The sequence below is a fragment of the Blastococcus atacamensis genome (genome assembly GCF_002938425.1).
Taxonomy (GTDB): Bacteria; Actinomycetota; Actinomycetes; order Mycobacteriales; family Geodermatophilaceae; genus Blastococcus; species Blastococcus atacamensis.
Genome location: NZ_POQU01000089.1, coordinates 1 through 15715 on the forward strand (window position 1 = coordinate 1; position 15715 = coordinate 15715).

Here is a 15715-nt window from a genome sequence, read left to right on the forward strand (position 1 = left end):
GAGGAGAACTGTTGTCCAGATCCTCCCGGCGCCTCGTGTCCGTCCTGGCCGCAGCCACCGTCGTCTCCACCATTGCCGCCTGCGGCGGCGAGAACGAGGCCTCCGACGTCGGCATCACCGAGGACTCCATCAAGATCGGTGCGCACTACCCGCTCACCGGTGTGGCCGCCCCCGGCTACAGCGAGATCCCCACCGGCGTGCAGGCGTACTTCGACTACGTCAACGAGAACGGCGGCGTCTACGACCGGCAGATCGAGTACATCTACCGCGACGACGCGTACAACCCGACCAACACCAGCACGGTGGTCAACCAGCTGGTGCTCGAGGACGAGGTCTTCGCCGTCGTCGGCGGCCTCGGCACCCCGACGCACAGCGCGGTCCTCGACTTCCTGAACGCCGAGGGCGTCCCGGACCTCTTCGTCTCCTCGGGCTCCCTGCTGTGGGGCGAGGACCCGGAGACCAACCCGTACACCTTCGGCTGGCAGACCGACTACGAGAGCGAGGGGAAGATCATCGGCGAGTACATCGCCAACGAGTTCCCGGACGCCAAGGTCGGGCTCTTCCTCCAGGACGACGACTTCGGTGAGGACGGCGAGGCCGGGATCCGGGAGTACATCGACGACCAGATCGTGGCCGCCGAGCGCTACACCCCGGGCAACACCAACGTCGGCCCGCAGATCGCGGCGCTGCAGGCGGCCGGCGCCGACTTCGTCGTCGGCTTCAACGTGCCCAGCTACACGGCGCTCTCGCAGCTGACCGCCCTGCAGCTGGGCTACACGCCGCAGTGGTTCTACTCCAACGTGGGCTCGGACCCGAACCTCGTCGGTTCGCTGCTGAACCGCTTCTCCGAGGGCAAGGTGAGCGACGCGAGCCTGCTCGACGGCGCGCTGACCACCGGCTACCTGCCGACGGTGGACATGACGGACAACCCGTGGATCCAGCAGTTCCAGGAGATCTGGGACGCCCACGGCGGTGACGGTGAGCTGACCAACTACCGGGTCTACGGCATGGCGATGGCCTACACCACGATCCAGGCGCTGCAGGCGGCCGGCCAGAACCCGACCCGTGACGGTCTGGTCGAGGCCATCGAGCAGGTCGGCGCCGACTGGGAGGGTCCGGTGTTCGCGCCGTTCCGCTACTCCGAGGAGAGCCACATGGGCACCGGCGGCATGACGATCGAGCGGATCGTGGGCACCGGCTCCGAGGAGGTCCAGCCGATCCGCACGACCGACATCAACGGTGGCGAGATCGAGGAGTTCGACGGCGAGGCGGCCACCCCGCCGGAGAACGGCATCCCGGACGAGGAGGCGTACGAGGGCTGATCGAAGGACCCCTCGCCCCCCACCGCTCGCACGCTCGCGGCGGGACCCTGCGAGGGAGCCGTTCCAGCACCTTCGGCGCGGGCCGTCGGTCTCCTCCGGGAGCCGGCGGCCCGCTGTCGTGCGTCCGGGCACCGAACACTTCACCGTCGAAGTGTGTCCCCGGACGAGCCGGGTAGGAGCGCCGCGGAACGCGTCCGGGTGGGCGCACGACGGAGGAGTACAGACATGGGCACCGGTCCGGTACGCGAAGCACGCACGATCCGCCGCGCGGTCGTCACCGGCGGAGCGGGGTTCCTCGGCTCCCACCTGTGCGAGCAGCTCCTGGAGCGCGGGGTCGAGGTGGTCTGCCTCGACAACTTCCTCACCGGCTCCCCCGAGAACGTCGTGCACCTCATGGAGCACCCGGGGTTCCGGCTGGTGCGCTGCGACGTCACCGACTTCGTGCACGTGCCCGGCCCGGTCGACCTCGTGCTCCACTTCGCCTCGCCGGCCAGCCCCATCGACTACCTGAAGATGCCGATCGAGACGCTGAAGGTGGGTAGCCTCGGCACCCTGCACACCCTGGGACTCGCCCACGAGAAGGGCGCCCGCTACGTGCTCGCCTCCACGTCCGAGGTGTACGGCGACCCGCTGCAGCACCCGCAGACCGAGGAGTACTGGGGCAACGTCAACCCCGTCGGGCCCCGGGGCGTGTACGACGAGGCCAAGCGGTTCAGCGAGGCCATGACCACCGCCTACCGGACGTCGAAGGGCACCGACACCGGCATCGTGCGGATCTTCAACACCTACGGGCCGCGGATGCGCGCCGACGACGGCCGCGCGATCCCCGCCTTCGTCGGTCAGGCCCTGGACGGGCGCCCGCTCACCGTCGCCGGGGACGGGTCGCAGACGCGTTCCATCTGCTTCGTCGACGACACGGTGGCGGGCATCCTCGCGATGGCCTTCTCCGACCAGCCCGGCCCGATCAACATCGGCAATCCCGACGAGCTGTCGATGCTCCGGCTGGCCGAGTGGATCGTCGAGCTCACCGGCTCGTCCTCCCCGATCGACTACATCGACCTGCCGGTCGACGACCCGAAGGTCCGCCGCCCCGACACGACGCGCGCCCAGGAGCTGCTCGGCTGGCAGCCACGGGTGCGCTCGGAGGACGGCCTCCGCCGCACGGTGGAGTGGTTCACCGCGCAGCGCACCCGGGCGCAGGCGGTCTGAGCCGGATGTGACCAGTACCGACGCCGGCAGGTGTCGGGGGTCACACCGAGGGGCGCGCCCGCCCCTCTAATCTGGACGGCGCGGGCTCGGGGGGAGCCGCACCACCCCCGAGTCGAACCAGAGAGCGAGCATGGGCCGCCACGCCGATCCCGCAGGTCACCGCCGTCCGGTGCCCCCCGTCCTTCTCGCCGCCGGCCTGGCCGTGCTGCTGCTCCTCGGCGGCATCGTCTGGTGGGTCACCGGAAGCGGCTGCGGTGACCGCCGGACGGTCGACGTCACGGTCGCCCCGGAGCTGGCCGGCCTCACCGAGGACCTGCTGGCCGACGTCGCCGCGGACGAGGACGCCTGCGTCGATCCGGTCGTGACCGCGCAGGAGCCGCTGCAGACCTCCGGTGACCTGAGCGCGCTCGAGGCCGACGCGCTGCCCGACGTCTGGGTGCCCGACTCCTCCCTCTGGACGGCCCGCGCCGGGAAGGCGACGCTCGACCAGGCGGGATCGATGGCGCTCTCCCCCGTCGTCCTGGCCACGAGCCGCGCGGCGGCCGGCGAGCTGGGCTGGCTGGGCCTGGCCCCGACCTGGGGGCAGGCGGTCGGCAGCGGGCGCCCGCTCGCCGTGCCCGATCTCGCCGCGAGCGCGGAGGGCCTGTCGGCCCTCGCCGCGGTGCGGACCTCCCTGGGCGGTGACGAGGACGCCGACAACGCCGTCGTGCAGGCCGTGCTGGCCGCCGCCCGCAATGCCTCCCCCTCCCCCGCGGACGCCCTGACCGCCGGCACCGGGGGCAGCGCCCAGGCGCCGCTGGTGCCGATGAGCGAGCAGGAGGTCTACGCCGCCAACGACGCCGCCGCGGACTCCCGGCTCGTGGCCGTCTACCCGGCCGAGGGCACCCCGTCGCTGGACTACCCGGTGCTGCGTGTCGGGTCCCCCTCGGGCGAGGAAGACGAGGAGGAGGCGGTCGAGGCGGTCGTGCGCCGGCTGCTGTCCGAGGACGCCCAGGTCGCCGTGCGGGACGCGGGCTTCCGCGGCCCCGAGGGCAGCGCGCCGCCGCGCGCCGGGAAGGCCACGGGCATCGCCGAGGACGCCCCGGAGACCCTCTCGCTGGACCCGGCGGAGGTGCAGGGGCTGCTCGCCCGGCTCTCCAGCCTCGCGGCGCCGTCCCGGATCCTGGCGGTCTTCGACGTGTCGACGTCGATGGAGGCCCCCGTGGGCGACGGCACCCGGGCGACGCTGGCCCGCGACGCCGCGAAGAGCACGCTGTCACTGGTGCCCGGCAACTACGCGCTGGGCCTGTGGGCGTTCGCCTACGAGCTGGAGGGCGACCGCGACTGGGTGTCGCTGGTCCCCACGCGCGAGCTCGCCGCGGAGGTCGACGGCAGCACCCAGCGCGACGTCCTGGACGACCAGCTGGACACCATCCCCGGACGGCTGACCGCCGGTGGCACGGGGCTGTACGACACCACGCTGGCCGCGGTCCGGGCCGCGCGGGAGGACTACGACCCGACCGCGGTCAACAGCGTCCTGGTCCTCACCGACGGCACCAACGAGGACGATGCGGACGGCGTGACGCTGGAGGCCCTGCTGTCCACCCTGGCCGCCGAAGCCGACCCGGCGCGGCCGATCAAGGTGATCGGCGTGGCCCTGGGCCCGGACGCCGACCTCAGGGTGCTGGAGCGGATCGCCGAGGCCACCGGCGGTGCGGCGTACTCGGCCGTCGACGAGAGCGACCTGCAGACAGTGCTGTTCGACGCCCTCCGCCAGCGCGGCTGACCCCTCGGCGCGGTCAACAGCCGTCCTCCATGTTGGTCGGCGCGTGGCCGGGCAGACCCACCCCCGCGACGTGGCTCACCGTCGCTGCGCCGCTGGCGTAGTCGGCGGGCGAGGCGTCGTCCAGGGCCAGACCGATCGCGCCGCCGGAGCTGGTGATGATCACCCCGTTGGTGCCCTGCCCGAAGTCGAGGTCCAGCAGCTCGCTGATCTGGTGACCGGGGCGGGAGAACACCTCGCGCACCTCGGCCAGCGTGGAGCCGGCCCGCAGACCTCCGACCTCGGTGTACAGCGGAGCGCCACCCGCGTTGGAGAGTGCGAGCACCCGGCCCGTGGCAGAGTCGACGCTCGCGCCTACCGGGTCGCCGTCCCTGGCGTACCGGACGCAGGCCGCCTCCATGCCCTCGTACAGATTTCCCTCGTTCACGAAGCCGCGAGCGCTCAGGTCGTCGGCGGTGAGCGACAAGGTGAAGTCGCCGATCCCGTCGAACCGCACCGCGTAGGGATCCGTGGGCTTTGGGGTGGCCAGGACGATGTCGTAGATCGGGTCGCTGCGGCCGCCGAAGCTGGCGATCGAGTCAACGATCTCCCGGACGCCGGTGATCAGCAGGTTCAGCGCGGAGTACACCAGGCTCACGACCGTGGCGACGGTGGCGAGCACGACGGCCTTCGCGAAGAAGGTCACCGGCGAGTTCTTCCAGTAGGCCTGCATGAGGTTCGGCACGCACGTCCAGGCGTACCGGGTCAGGTCGCCGGCGAACGACGGGAGTTCGCCGCTGAACTCCCCCGCGTTCAGCGAGCAGGCCGCGAACGCCGCCTGGTAGTCGTCGCCCACGGCGGTGTCGGCGCCGCTCCGGATCGCGGCCATGATCTCGTCCCAGGCGTTCGTCGCGGCCTTGCCGGCTGTCTGCGACGCCGCCGAGGCCACCGCCGCGTACGTCTCGACCCCGAACTGCAGAGCGCTCAGCGCCCAGCCGAAGAAGCTCACCTCGGCCAGCACCGTGCCGGAACTGCCCGGGGTGACGACGAGGGTGAGCGTGTCCCCGCCGCTGATCACCCGGACCGACATCCCGCGCGGGGCCGAGACCGCGGCGGCCCCGGTGGAGAACGCGTGGTTGAGCGCCTCGAGCGACACCGACGGGTCGGAGGACTCGGCAACCTTCCACCCGCTGGGATAGGTCACCTGGGTGAACGTGCGCCGGTTGTTGGCGATCCTCATGATCCGCTGACCGCGCTCGACCCCGACGCACCACTTCACGCTGTCGCCAGCGTCCGACGCCACCTCGGTCCCGTCCGCGCGGGCCGCATCTTCGTCGCCGCAGCGCGGCTGCTCGACGCCGGCGCGACCGGACAGGAAGCCGACGGCGTCGTCCTTGCGGTCGGCCGCCCACTTCTTCACGTCGATCTTCCCGAGGAAGCCCCACGAGAAGTGGTCGGTGGACGCGGTGATCGTGGCGTCGCCGGGGGTGTACTCGGCCGGCAGCCAGCGCCAGCCGCCCTCGCCGTCCTCCCAGACGACCACGGGGAAGAAGTCCGCGTCGACGGCGTCCTCCGGGACGGGGAAGGAGACGGTGGCCGGCTGCGAGAGAGCGCCGCCGTCCAGCTCGACCACCGCCGCGGAGTCGCCGGCCGCGACGAGGTGGGCCGGGAGTTCCCCGGCCGGTACGTCCCGCGCCTCGACCTGGAGCGTGCTGCCCGCGGGAACGCCGTCAGCGGGGACCGTGACGCGGATGCCGCCGACCTGGACGGTGGTGGGCTCGCCCGCCGTCGCCCGGGCCGCTGCCACCTCCTCCCGCTCCACCTCCGGCGCGGCTTGCGTGCACCCGGCCAGCAGGACCGCGTTGAGCAACGCGGTCGCGACCCGGAGCGCGTATCGATTCCCTGCGTCCACCATCCACCCCGTGCCGTCCCCGGGCGACGGGGTCGCGGGCAGGCTAGTGACCGGAGGCGTTCCGCGGAAGGTGGGCATGTGCGACCAGGCCGTCGAGCGCGTCCACGACCTCGTCGACCGTGATGCGAGCCAGGGCCGGGTCGAGCGTTGTGCCCCACGGGTCGCCGGTGCCGCCGTGGACCGAGCCGTGCCACAGCACCACGTGCTGGGGGCGCGGCGGCGGACCCCACAGGGCGGGCGAGACGGGGCCGAACAGCACCACCGAGGGGCGCCGGTACGCGGTCGCGAGGTGGGCCACCCCGGTGTCGCCGCAGACGACGACGCGGGCCGCGGCCACCACGGCGGCGAGCTCCATCGACGTCGTCCGCCCGGCCAGCACCGCGTCCTCGCCGAGCCCTGCGGCCGAGGCGACCGACCGCGCCAGCTCCACCTCGCCCGGACCGCCGGTGATCCGCACGTCGGAGCCCGCGTCGGCGAGGTGGCGGGCGACGGCGGCGAACCGGTCCGCGGGCCAGCGTCGCCCGGGATAGGCGGCCCCGGGGTGGACGACGGCGACGTCGCGCACCGGGGGCGGCACGGCCGGGACGGCGAGGTCGAGCGCGTCGGGATCGGCGTCGACCCCCAGCCCCTCGGAGACCAGCCGGCACCATCGGCGGACCTCGTGCTCGTCGGCGTACCAGGTGGGCCCGGGGTAGCCGGGGCTGTCGAAGGTGAGCAGCCGTCCGGGACGCAGGTCGGCGACCACCGCGTGCGAGGCCGGGCCCTTGCCGTGCAGGTCCACGGCGAGCTCCGGTGGCGGACCGGTCCAGTCCAGCGGCTCCAGCTCGCGGGCGGGCAGCACCTCGTCGACGGCGTCGATCAGCCGGGCGAGGGGCTCCAGCGCGGTCGTCGTCGCCAGGACCAGCCGGTGGTCGGGCACGGCGGCCCGGACCGCCCGGATCGCGGGGACGCCGGTGAGCAGGTCCCCGAGCCCCAGCGGCCGCAGCAGAAGGACCCTCCTGCCCCCCACCGCTCGCGCGCTCGCGGCGGGACCCTGCAGGAGGGCCGCGTCGGGGTCGGCGGGGTCCGTCATCACGTCCGGGAGCGCTCGACCAGCGCCGTCGTCGAGTGGCCGTCCAGGTAGGGCAGGACGACGGCCTGACCGCCCCAGGTACGCAGCACCTCGGCCTCGGGCAGATCCGCGCCCGCGTAGTCGCCGCCCTTGGCCCACACGTCGGGGCGCAGCCGCTCGAGCACCGCCGAGGGGGTGTCCTCGTCGAACACGACGACGGCGTCGACGAACTCCAGCGCCTCGAGCACCCGGGCCCGGTCCGGCGCGCTGACCAGCGGCCGCGAGGGGCCCTTGAGCCGGCGCACCGAGTCGTCGGAGTTGATGCAGACCACGAGGCAGTCGCCCAGCCCTCGGGCGGCCCGCAGGGTGGCGACGTGGCCGGGGTGCAGCAGGTCGAAGCAGCCACCGGTGGCGACGACGGTGCCGCTGGCGGCGCGCACCCGGGCGAGAACCCCGTCGACGCCGGGCTCGGCCGTACCGTCGGGAACGTGGTCCTCGACGTCCCAGGCGGTGGCGCCACCGCGGGCGACGAACGCCGACGCGAAGGCGACCGCCGCCGCGACCGCCTCGCCGGTGACCGCGCCGTCGGCGAGGGCCAGGGCGGCCGACGCCGCGAACGAGTCGCCGGCGCCGCACGGATCGCCACCGGTCACCGCGGCGGCGGGCACCACCATCGGCGCTCCGGAGCCGTAGGAGAGCAGGGCACCGCGGGCGCCCATGGTCACCGCGACCGCGCCGACACCCCACTCCCCGATGAGGGCCTCGGCCCGGGCGCCGACCGCGGCCAGTCCGCCGCCGTCCACGCCGGGGACCACGCGAGCGGCCTCGGCGGCGTTCGGCGTCACCAGCCGGACCCCGCGCACCGGGTCGGCACCGCGCGGGTGCGGATCCCACACGACCGGGCCCCGGGCCGTTGCCAGCGCGGCCCGCACGTCGGCGGCCGCCGTCGTCCCACGGCCGTAGTCGGCCACCAGCACGGCGGCGGCGTTCCGGATCGCTTCGGCGGCCTCGGCGGGCAGCGCGCCCAGCGTGGCCACCGGCGCGCCGCTGTCCAGCCGGGCCACGGAGTGGTCGCCCACCCGCACCCGCTGCTTGACCGCGGTGCCCCCGGAGGCGGGGATCTCGATCAGCCGCACCCGGCCGGCGAGCAGGGCGCGCAGCCGGTCGGCGCCGTCGTCGCGATCCAGCGGCGCCACGAGCACGACCTCGCGGGAGCCCGCCGCGGCGGCGATGACGGCGGCCAGCGCCGCGCCGCCGGGGCGCTCCCGCCGCTCGATGTCCTCGACCACCGGCACCGGCGCGTCGGGGGTCAGCCGGGAAGCGCTCCCGACCAGGTCGACGTCGAGCAGCGCGTCACCGACGACGACCAGCGGCCGGCCGCTCACTCGGCCACCTGGAACGAGGGGCCGGGCACGCGGGCGGGCTCGGCGAGCACCGCCTCGTCGAACGCGGCGCAGAGCAGGTGCAGCGCGACGAGGTGGCACTCCTGCACGGTCGCGGTCCACGGGGAGTCGATGCACACGGCGTCGTCGGCCACGGCCGCGAGCGGGTTCGGCGCCGGGCCGGTCATCGCCAGCACGGTGATCCCGCACTCGCGGGCGCGCCTCGCCGCGGCCACGGCGTTGGGCGAGCGGCCCGAGGTGGAGAGCAGCACGAGGACGTCGCCGGGGCGGCCGTGCGCCTCGACCTGCCGGGCGAACAGCTCGTCGGCCGGGTAGTCGTTGGCGATCGCGGTGAGCGAGGAGGTCTCCGCGGTCAGGCAGATCGCGGAGAACGGCGGCCGGTCGGCCCGGTAGCGGCCGACCAGCTCGGCGGTGAGGTGCTGGGCCTGGGCCGCGCTCCCGCCGTTGCCCGCCGCCAGCAGCCGGCCGCGGTTCTCGCCGCACAACGTGTCGGCGACCAGCCGGCCCCACCGGTCCAGCGCGGGCAGCTGGGCGTTCAGCGAGCCCAGCGCCGCGGTCAGCGAGGCCACGTGGTCGGCGCCGGTGAGGTGCGTGCAGGTGTCCGGCGCGGGCACGTCGCGAGCACCTGCCCCCGGCGCCGGGTCCTGCGCCACGTTCTCGCGGAAGGAGTGCGGGGGGATGCTCATCGTGCGACCTCCACGGAACGGCGGCGGGCCAGGACCTGCCGGTAGACGGTCTCGGTGTCGGCGACGACCCGGCTCCAGCGGTAGCGGGTGCGCGCCCGCTGCACGCCGGCCGCGCCGTAGGCGGCGCGTCGGTCGTCGTCGGCCAGCAGGGCGGCGAGGGCCTCGCCGAGCCGGCCGGGGTCGCGCGGCGGCACGAGGTCGCCGGTGACGCCGTCGGCGACGGAGTCCTGCAGGCCGCCGACGGCGGTGGCGACGACGGGCCGCCCGCAGGCCATGGCCTCCAGCGGGGTGATGCCGAAGGGTTCGTACCAGGGCACCGCGAGGACGACGTCGGACGAGCGGATCCAGGCCGGCACGTCGGCGCGGGCGACGGCGCCGGTGAACACCAGGCGGTCGGCGACCCCGGCCTCGGCGGCCACGGCGCGCAGCCGGCGGACCTCCGGGTCGCCGTCCAGCTCGGCCACCGGCGGACCGCCGACGACGACGAGCTCGGCGTCGGGGACCGCCCGCAGGGCACGCACGGCGTCGTCCTGCCCCTTGCGCTCGACGATCCGGCCGAGCACGAGCAGCCGCTTGCGCTCGCCGCGCGGTGCGGCCGGGCCGTTCGGCGTGAACACGGCGGTGTCGACCCCGCACGGCACGATCGAGACGCGGTCGGTGGTCAGACCCAGGCGGCGCAGCTCGAACACCTCGTCGGAGCAGGTGGCCACCACGTGGCTCACGTCGCGGCACAGCCCGCGTTCGAGGTCGATGCGCTCGGCGGGCGAGGTGTCGGCGTCGCCCTGGTGCCGCCGCTTCACTGAGCCCAGCGCGTGGAAGGTCTGCAGCACCGGCACCGGTCGCAACAGGCTGGCCGCGGCCTCCACCGAGGCCAGACCGCTCATCCAGAAGTGCGCGTGCACGACGTCGGGAGGTGTGGCGGTCCAGCCGCGCCGGAGCACCCGCGCGAAGGCGGGCATGTGCTGGAGCAGCTCGTCCTTGGGCAGCGCCTCGGCGGGGCCGGCGGTCACGTGGACGACGTTGTAGCCGCCGTCCTGCACCACGACCCGTTCCGGCAGCGTGGCGTCGTCGCGGCGGGTGTGCACCGTGACCTCGTGCCCGCGTTCGGCAAGGCCGGCGGCCAGGGCGGCGACGTGCACGTTCTGCCCGCCGGCGTCGACTCCGCCGATCGCGGCGAGCGGGCTGGCGTGCTCGGACACCAGGTCGATCTTGAGCCGGTACGTGCCCGGCTGCTCGGTTCTCATCGGGTGACCTCCTCCAGGAGCGCATCCCAGTCGCGCAGGAAGCGGTCGAGTCCGTAGCGCTCCAGGGCCGCGGCGCGAGCGGCCTTGCCCGCCAGCCGGGCGGCGTCCTCGTCGTGCACGAACTCCCGGACGGCGGTCCACAGCCGCTCGGGGCGGGTGGAGAGGACGCCGGCCTCGGCGGGGACCGCCTCCACCACCTCGGTGGTGGCCAGGCCGACCACCGGCAGGCCCAGGTGCATGGCCTCCAGCAGCGAGAGCCCGAGCGAGGTCCAGCGCACCGGGTGCACGTACACCCGGCGGCGGGCCAGCTCGGCGTGCATGGCGGCCTGCGGCGGGTCGTCGAACAGCGTGACGCGCGCCGGGTCCAGGCCGTACTGCTCGTGCAGCCCGGTCAGCCCCATGCCGAAGACGTCGACCGGGGCCGCCTGCGCCAGCCCGGGCAGCAGGTCGGCGCCGACTGTCCGCCCGCGGCGCACCGGCTCGTTCGTGACCACGGCGGCATGCGGCAGCTCACCGGTGTACCGCTCCCCCGGGTCGACGATGCCGTGCTCGATCACCGTCGTCGGCGCGCGTCCGTTGTCGTAGAACAGCTGGTTGAAGTACGTGACGTGCGCGATCGGGATGTCGGCCTGGTCGGCCATCGGGTGCCGGGTGTGCGGAACCGGTCCGTCGCCGGGCTCCAGGCCCGGGGCGTTGTGCTCCAGGAAGACGGCGGGCAGGTCGCGGCCGGGCTCGCGCCCCAGCCACTCGCGGACCAGCTCCAGGTCGCGCCGGCGCTGGAGCACGACGACGTCGACGTCCTCGGCCCGTAGCTGCTCCGGCGTCACCTCGCGCGCCGACGCCGGCCAGTCCCAGGTGCGGGCCCGACCCAGGCCGTCCGGGCCTCGATCGGGCACCACGGGCAGCAGGTACTCGTGCCGCCCCTGGACGAACGCCGTCGTCCACGACCCGTGCACGTGCCACAGCAGGATCTTCACGCGCTCACCAGCTTCTCGACGGCCGCCACCACGTCGTGCGCGGTGACCGAGTTCAGGCAGGGATGGCCGGGCACCGGGCACTCGCGGGCCCGGGTGTTCCGGCAGGGGGCCGACTGGTCGCCGAGCAGCACGGTCGGCACGCCGTAGGGCGCCCACCGCGTGGCCGGCACCACCGGCGAGAAGAGCGAGACGACCGGCGTCCCCACCGCGGCGGCGAGGTGCGCCGGGCCGGTGTTGCCGACGACGACGGCCGCCGCGCCGTCGAGCAGCGCGGCCATCTCCGCCAACGAGGTCGCCCCCCCGAGGTCGACGCCCCGGGTGCCGGCGACGACGGCGGTGAGCTCCCGCTCGGCCGGCCCGCCGGTGACCAGCACGCGGTGGCCGGCGTCGGCGAGCGCCTCGACGGCCTCCGTGCACCGCTGCGTGGGCCAGGCCCGGGCGGGCACCGAGGCGCCGGGGTGCAGGACGACGTAACCCGGGTCGTGCGCGGCCGCGGGCAGGGGCCGCCGCACGGAGAGTCGCCCGTCGTCGCCGTCGGGCAGCTGGAACCCCGCGGCCCGGGCGAGCGAGAGCGCCCGCTCGGGTTCGGGGAGGTCGTCGTCCACCGAGTGCCGCACGTCGAGCAGCGAACCGGGGTAGTCGACGCTGATCGCCGAGATCCGCGGCACCCCCGCGGCGCGCAGCAGCAGGGCCAGGGGCAGGGGCGACTGGTGGAACGACGTGGAGATCACCGCCTCGGCGGGCGCCAGGTCCCGCACGCGCTCGGTGAGCGCGGCGAGGTCGTCGGCGCCGACCGGCGGCGGGTCCCCGAGGATCCAGGGGCAGGACCAGGTCCAGACGTCGTCGACGCCGGGGAGCAGGCCGGCCGCGGCGGCACCCGCCGGGCCGGCGAGGAACACCACCCGGTCGGCGCCGTTGGCCACGGCGCGCACCAGCGGGCCCTGGAGGAGCACGTCGCCGGCGTTGTCGAGCCGGGCGACGAGCACCGTCCGCGTCACCAGGAGCCGTCCAGCACCGCATCGACGGCCTCGGGCAGGGTCGCCAGCGCCAGGGGTGCGGCGTCGATCTCGGCCTTCCGGGTGACCGGTGTGGGCACCATGATCCCGACCGCTCCCGCGGCGGCGGCCGCTTCGACGTCGGCCCCGATGTCGCCGATGACGACGCAGCGCGCCGGGTCCACGTCCAACGCCTCGCAGGCGGCCTTCACCATCCCCGGGGCCGGCTTGCGGCAGGCGCAGCCGTCCTCGGGACCGTGCGGGCAGAACTGGACGGTGTCGAACGGTCCGAGCAGCTCCTCGAGCCGCGTCATGCAGGCGTCGACCTGCTCGCGGGTGATGAGCCCGCGGGCGACGCCGGACTGGTTGCTCACCACACCTATCCGTACCCCACGGGCACGGAGCCGGTCCAGCGCGTCCTTGGCGCCGTCGACCGGACGCACCCACTCCGGGTCGCCGTTGTAGGGGTAGTCGTGCACGAGGGTGCCGTCGCGGTCGAAGAGCACCAGGTCGGGCAGCCCCCGCCACCTGCGCACGCCCACGTGCTGCACGACCCCGCGCAGCCAGTGCCAGGTGGCCAGCGGTGGGATGAGCGCGCTGGTGGTGAGCATCGTGCTCACCTCGGCGCGGTCGCGCGGCCCCGGGGCGATCCGCCGCCACGCGAACTCCGCGGTGCCGGCGGCCCAGCCGGCGGCCGCGGCCAGCGCGGCCCGCCGCTTCCCCGCGACGGCGAGGCCGAGGGCGGCCAGCGCCGCCGCGGTGACGGCCGTGTGCTGCGGCCGGCGGCCCAGTGCGGCGTCGGCGCGGTCGCGCCAGTCGGGTCCGTGCAGCCGGCGCATGAGGACGTCGTCGGCGTTGCCGGCCTGCACGCGCACGCTGACCCAGCGGTCGGCCGGGCGCACCGGGTGGGTGATCCACCGCTCGCCGCGCACCAGCCGCGACCCGGTGTCCATGACCCGCAGCGCGAGGTCCGAGTCCTCCCGGAAGGCCCGGGGGAAGCGCTCGTCGAAGCCGCCGACCGCAGCCAGTGCGGCGCGGCGGTAGGCGAGGTCGGCGGTGATCCAGCTGGAGGTGGCCAGGCCGGCGGTGCCGCGCTCCCAGTCGGTGGGGCGCCGGTCCTCGGGCAGCGGGACCCGCACCCGGCCCTGGCTGCCGGCCACGTCCGGGGCCAGCCCCGTCAGGTCCTGCGCGAGGCGCTCGTACCAGTCGGGATCGGTCACGACGTCGTCGTCGAGGAAGGCGATCCACTGGGTGCGTGCGGTCCGCCAGCCCAGATTGCGGGCCCGGGCCGGTCCACCGCCACCGGTGCGGACGACGCGGACCGGCGGCAGCCCCGGGCGCTCGGGGCGCAGCGGCTCCCCGGTCGGGCGGTCGTCGACCAGGATGAGCTCGGCGGGCCGCGGCCCGGGAGCGGCGGCGAGCGCGTCGAGCAGCACGTCGAGCGAGGGCCGCCCGATCGTGGGCACCACCACCGTCACCTGCTCGAGCATGATCGGCTCGTGCCCGATCTCGGGGCGGCGAAACACTACGGGCTTGAAGTGTCCCGGTGCCCGGGTGGTCGAGAGGTGGACGTCCTCAGCGACGTTCGCGGGTGGCGGCCGAGACGCGCGCCAGCGCGTCGGTGACGACGGCGACGTCGTCGCCGAGCAGGCCCAGCAGGTGGGCCACCATCTCGTCGTGGGTGACGGCGGCCTCCTCGACCCGCTGGCGGCCGGCCGGGGTGAGCCGGGCGTGCAGCAGGCGCCGGTCCCCGTCGCCGCGCTCGCGGACGACCAGCCCCTGGGCGACCAGCCGGCCGATCGTGCTGGTCACGCCGGGCCGGGAGAGCCCCACGGCCTCGGCGACGTCGCCCATGGAGGTCCGCTCGCCCGGCGACTCGGCGATGCGGCGCAGCGCCTCGAAGCCGGTGAGCGAGAGGTCGTGGTGGCGGTGGAGCGCCGAGTCGACCCGCCGGGTGATGCGGTCGTGCACCTGCACGATCCGCGACCACGTCTCGGCGGGTCGGGGAGCGACTCCGGGAAGAGCGGCGGCATCCCTCGGGACACTCCGCGCGAGCGCGTCCTCGGTCCGTTGCACGGGGCCGGGGTCCCCCGATCGGGGGACGCCGAAACCGCCGTCAGGCGCTGCGCGGGGAGTGCCGGCCGCGGCGCTCGGCGTGCTGTCGCCCCAGGGCGGACACGAGCGCACCCACGGTGCCGACCAGCGCCACGGCCGCGGCGACGAGGGACGCCAGGGCGAGCGCTCCCCCGGATCCCCCGACCTCGTCGTCGAGGGCTGCCACCTGGAGGTCCACCCCCGTGGAGGTGGCGGAGTCCGCGCCGACCAGGTCGAGGGTGGCGGGGCCGGTCTCGGCCGCCTCCGGGATGACGACGTCGACACGGATTTCGCCGCCGGGGTCGGCGGTGGCCGTGCCGATCACGGTCTCGGTGCCCCGCAGCAGGACGTCGACCCGCTCCCCGGGCAGGAAGCCGGCGCCGCGCAGCGTCACGGTGCCGCCGGGGATCACGGTGCCGCCGGAGGTGGGCCGGTCGTCGTCGGCGGTCGGCCGGCCCGCGGTCGGTGCGCCGACACTGCCGGAGGTGCTCGTCGGCGTGTTCGGTGGAGGGCCGGGCGTCGTCGGGCGCGAGGAGCTCGAGGGGGTGGTCGGCCGCGTGCTGGTGCCGGTGGACCCGCCGTCGGACGGCGAGGCGCTCGGGGTCGTCGGCTCCACCGTGGCGGTGGGCGTCGAGGGCGGGGTCGGCGGCGGGTTCCGCACCGCCTCGCAGTCCTCCGTCGTCGGCCGGGTCAGGGTGTAGTCCTCGAGCTCGTCGACGTAGGTGACGCCCGAGCCGTCGCCGGCGGTGAACTCCAGCCGCGGGTCGATGGTCTCGCCCGGGGCGACGTCGCCGGTCTGCAGGATCGCGGTGCCCTGGGCCACGAGGAGGACCTCGTCCTCGCCCGCGGGCCGGCGCGTCGTGGCGAGGCGCACCGTGTACGCTGTCTCTTATACGCCTCTGACGCTAACGCAGACGAGGCTAGTGTAGATATCGGTGGTAGCCGTATCATTCAACAAAATAACAGTTCTTAAGTTACCACATAACACCAACTGACGCTGAACATGCACATAAGTGTATTATACTAGTCTAAAATAGTAGTATAACGACAAAACAGATAACAAATCAACAATAATTCTCAA

The 15715-nt window shown here is 74.6% G+C and carries 13 protein-coding genes; 3 read left to right on the plus strand and 10 right to left on the minus strand.

Annotated features, from left to right (window positions below):
- The first annotated feature begins 11 nt into the window (after positions 1-11).
- The 3 genes from C5508_RS16535 to C5508_RS16545 all read left to right on the plus strand — a co-directional run bounded on the left by C5508_RS16535 (position 12) and on the right by C5508_RS16545 (position 4296).
- Positions 12-1322 (plus strand): ABC transporter substrate-binding protein, encoded by a 1311-nt coding sequence (locus tag C5508_RS16535; RefSeq protein WP_104526048.1) that lies wholly within the window; start codon positions 12-14, stop codon positions 1320-1322.
- 225 nt (positions 1323-1547) lie between these two features.
- Positions 1548-2531, plus strand: coding sequence for a UDP-glucuronic acid decarboxylase family protein (locus C5508_RS16540; RefSeq protein WP_104526038.1), 984 nt, complete (start codon positions 1548-1550; stop codon positions 2529-2531).
- A 169-nt stretch (positions 2532-2700) separates the two neighbouring features.
- Complete coding sequence (locus C5508_RS16545; RefSeq protein WP_232797216.1) at positions 2701-4296, plus strand: VWA domain-containing protein; 1596 nt, start codon at positions 2701-2703, stop codon at positions 4294-4296.
- 13 nt (positions 4297-4309) lie between these two features.
- On the opposite strand, the gene C5508_RS16550 is transcribed toward C5508_RS16545, so the two are convergent.
- The 10 genes from C5508_RS16550 to C5508_RS16595 all read right to left on the minus strand — a co-directional run bounded on the left by C5508_RS16550 (position 4310) and on the right by C5508_RS16595 (position 15508).
- Positions 4310-6187 carry a hypothetical protein gene (locus tag C5508_RS16550; protein ID WP_104526040.1) on the minus strand — a complete coding sequence of 626 codons (1878 nt, stop codon included), beginning with the start codon at positions 6185-6187 and terminating at the stop codon, positions 4310-4312.
- Positions 6188-6227: 40 nt separating this feature from the next.
- Positions 6228-7256: a glycosyltransferase family 9 protein gene (locus tag C5508_RS16555; protein ID WP_104526041.1), complete on the minus strand. Its 1029-nt coding sequence runs from the start codon at positions 7254-7256 to the stop codon at positions 6228-6230.
- The gene (gene rfaE2 / locus C5508_RS16560) at positions 7256-8620 is read right to left on the minus strand and encodes a D-glycero-beta-D-manno-heptose 1-phosphate adenylyltransferase (protein ID WP_104526042.1); all 1365 of its coding nucleotides are present in this window, start codon (positions 8618-8620) and stop codon (positions 7256-7258) included. Before rfaE2 ends, C5508_RS16555 begins: the two co-directional genes overlap by 1 nt.
- Positions 8617-9324: a D-sedoheptulose-7-phosphate isomerase gene (locus C5508_RS16565; protein WP_232797217.1), complete on the minus strand. Its 708-nt coding sequence runs from the start codon at positions 9322-9324 to the stop codon at positions 8617-8619. The genes rfaE2 and C5508_RS16565 overlap by 4 nt, the downstream gene beginning before the upstream one ends.
- Positions 9321-10568, minus strand: a complete 1248-nt coding sequence (locus C5508_RS16570) for a glycosyltransferase (RefSeq protein ID WP_104526043.1) — start codon at positions 10566-10568, stop codon at positions 9321-9323. The genes C5508_RS16565 and C5508_RS16570 overlap by 4 nt, the downstream gene beginning before the upstream one ends.
- The gene (locus C5508_RS16575; protein ID WP_104526044.1) at positions 10565-11545 is read right to left on the minus strand and encodes a glycosyltransferase; all 981 of its coding nucleotides are present in this window, start codon (positions 11543-11545) and stop codon (positions 10565-10567) included. The genes C5508_RS16570 and C5508_RS16575 overlap by 4 nt, the downstream gene beginning before the upstream one ends.
- Positions 11542-12543, minus strand: coding sequence for a glycosyltransferase family 9 protein (locus C5508_RS16580; RefSeq protein WP_104526045.1), 1002 nt, complete (start codon positions 12541-12543; stop codon positions 11542-11544). Before C5508_RS16580 ends, C5508_RS16575 begins: the two co-directional genes overlap by 4 nt.
- Positions 12540-14030, minus strand: a complete 1491-nt coding sequence (locus C5508_RS16585; protein ID WP_104526050.1) for an HAD-IIIA family hydrolase — start codon at positions 14028-14030, stop codon at positions 12540-12542. The genes C5508_RS16580 and C5508_RS16585 overlap by 4 nt, the downstream gene beginning before the upstream one ends.
- An 85-nt stretch (positions 14031-14115) precedes the next feature.
- Entirely contained in the window at positions 14116-14517 is a 402-nt protein-coding gene (locus tag C5508_RS16590; RefSeq protein WP_232797218.1) for a MarR family winged helix-turn-helix transcriptional regulator, read from the minus strand.
- Positions 14518-14656: 139 nt separating this feature from the next.
- Complete coding sequence (locus C5508_RS16595; protein ID WP_104526047.1) at positions 14657-15508, minus strand: hypothetical protein; 852 nt, start codon at positions 15506-15508, stop codon at positions 14657-14659.
- Positions 15509-15715: the final 207 nt, after the last annotated feature.

Excerpts from the sequence above, each read along its gene's own strand:
- C5508_RS16540 (WP_104526038.1), top strand. The coding sequence starts at position 1,548 with ATGGGCACCGGTCCGGTACGCGAAGCACGCACGATCCGCCGCGCGGTC.
- C5508_RS16550 (WP_104526040.1), bottom strand. The coding sequence starts at position 6,187 with ATGGTGGACGCAGGGAATCGATACGCGCTCCGGGTCGCGACCGCGTTG.
- C5508_RS16555 (WP_104526041.1), bottom strand. The coding sequence starts at position 7,256 with ATGACGGACCCCGCCGACCCCGACGCGGCCCTCCTGCAGGGTCCCGCC.
- C5508_RS16565 (WP_232797217.1), bottom strand. The coding sequence starts at position 9,324 with ATGAGCATCCCCCCGCACTCCTTCCGCGAGAACGTGGCGCAGGACCCG.
- C5508_RS16570 (WP_104526043.1), bottom strand. The coding sequence starts at position 10,568 with ATGAGAACCGAGCAGCCGGGCACGTACCGGCTCAAGATCGACCTGGTG.
- C5508_RS16585 (WP_104526050.1), bottom strand. The coding sequence starts at position 14,030 with ATGCTCGAGCAGGTGACGGTGGTGGTGCCCACGATCGGGCGGCCCTCG.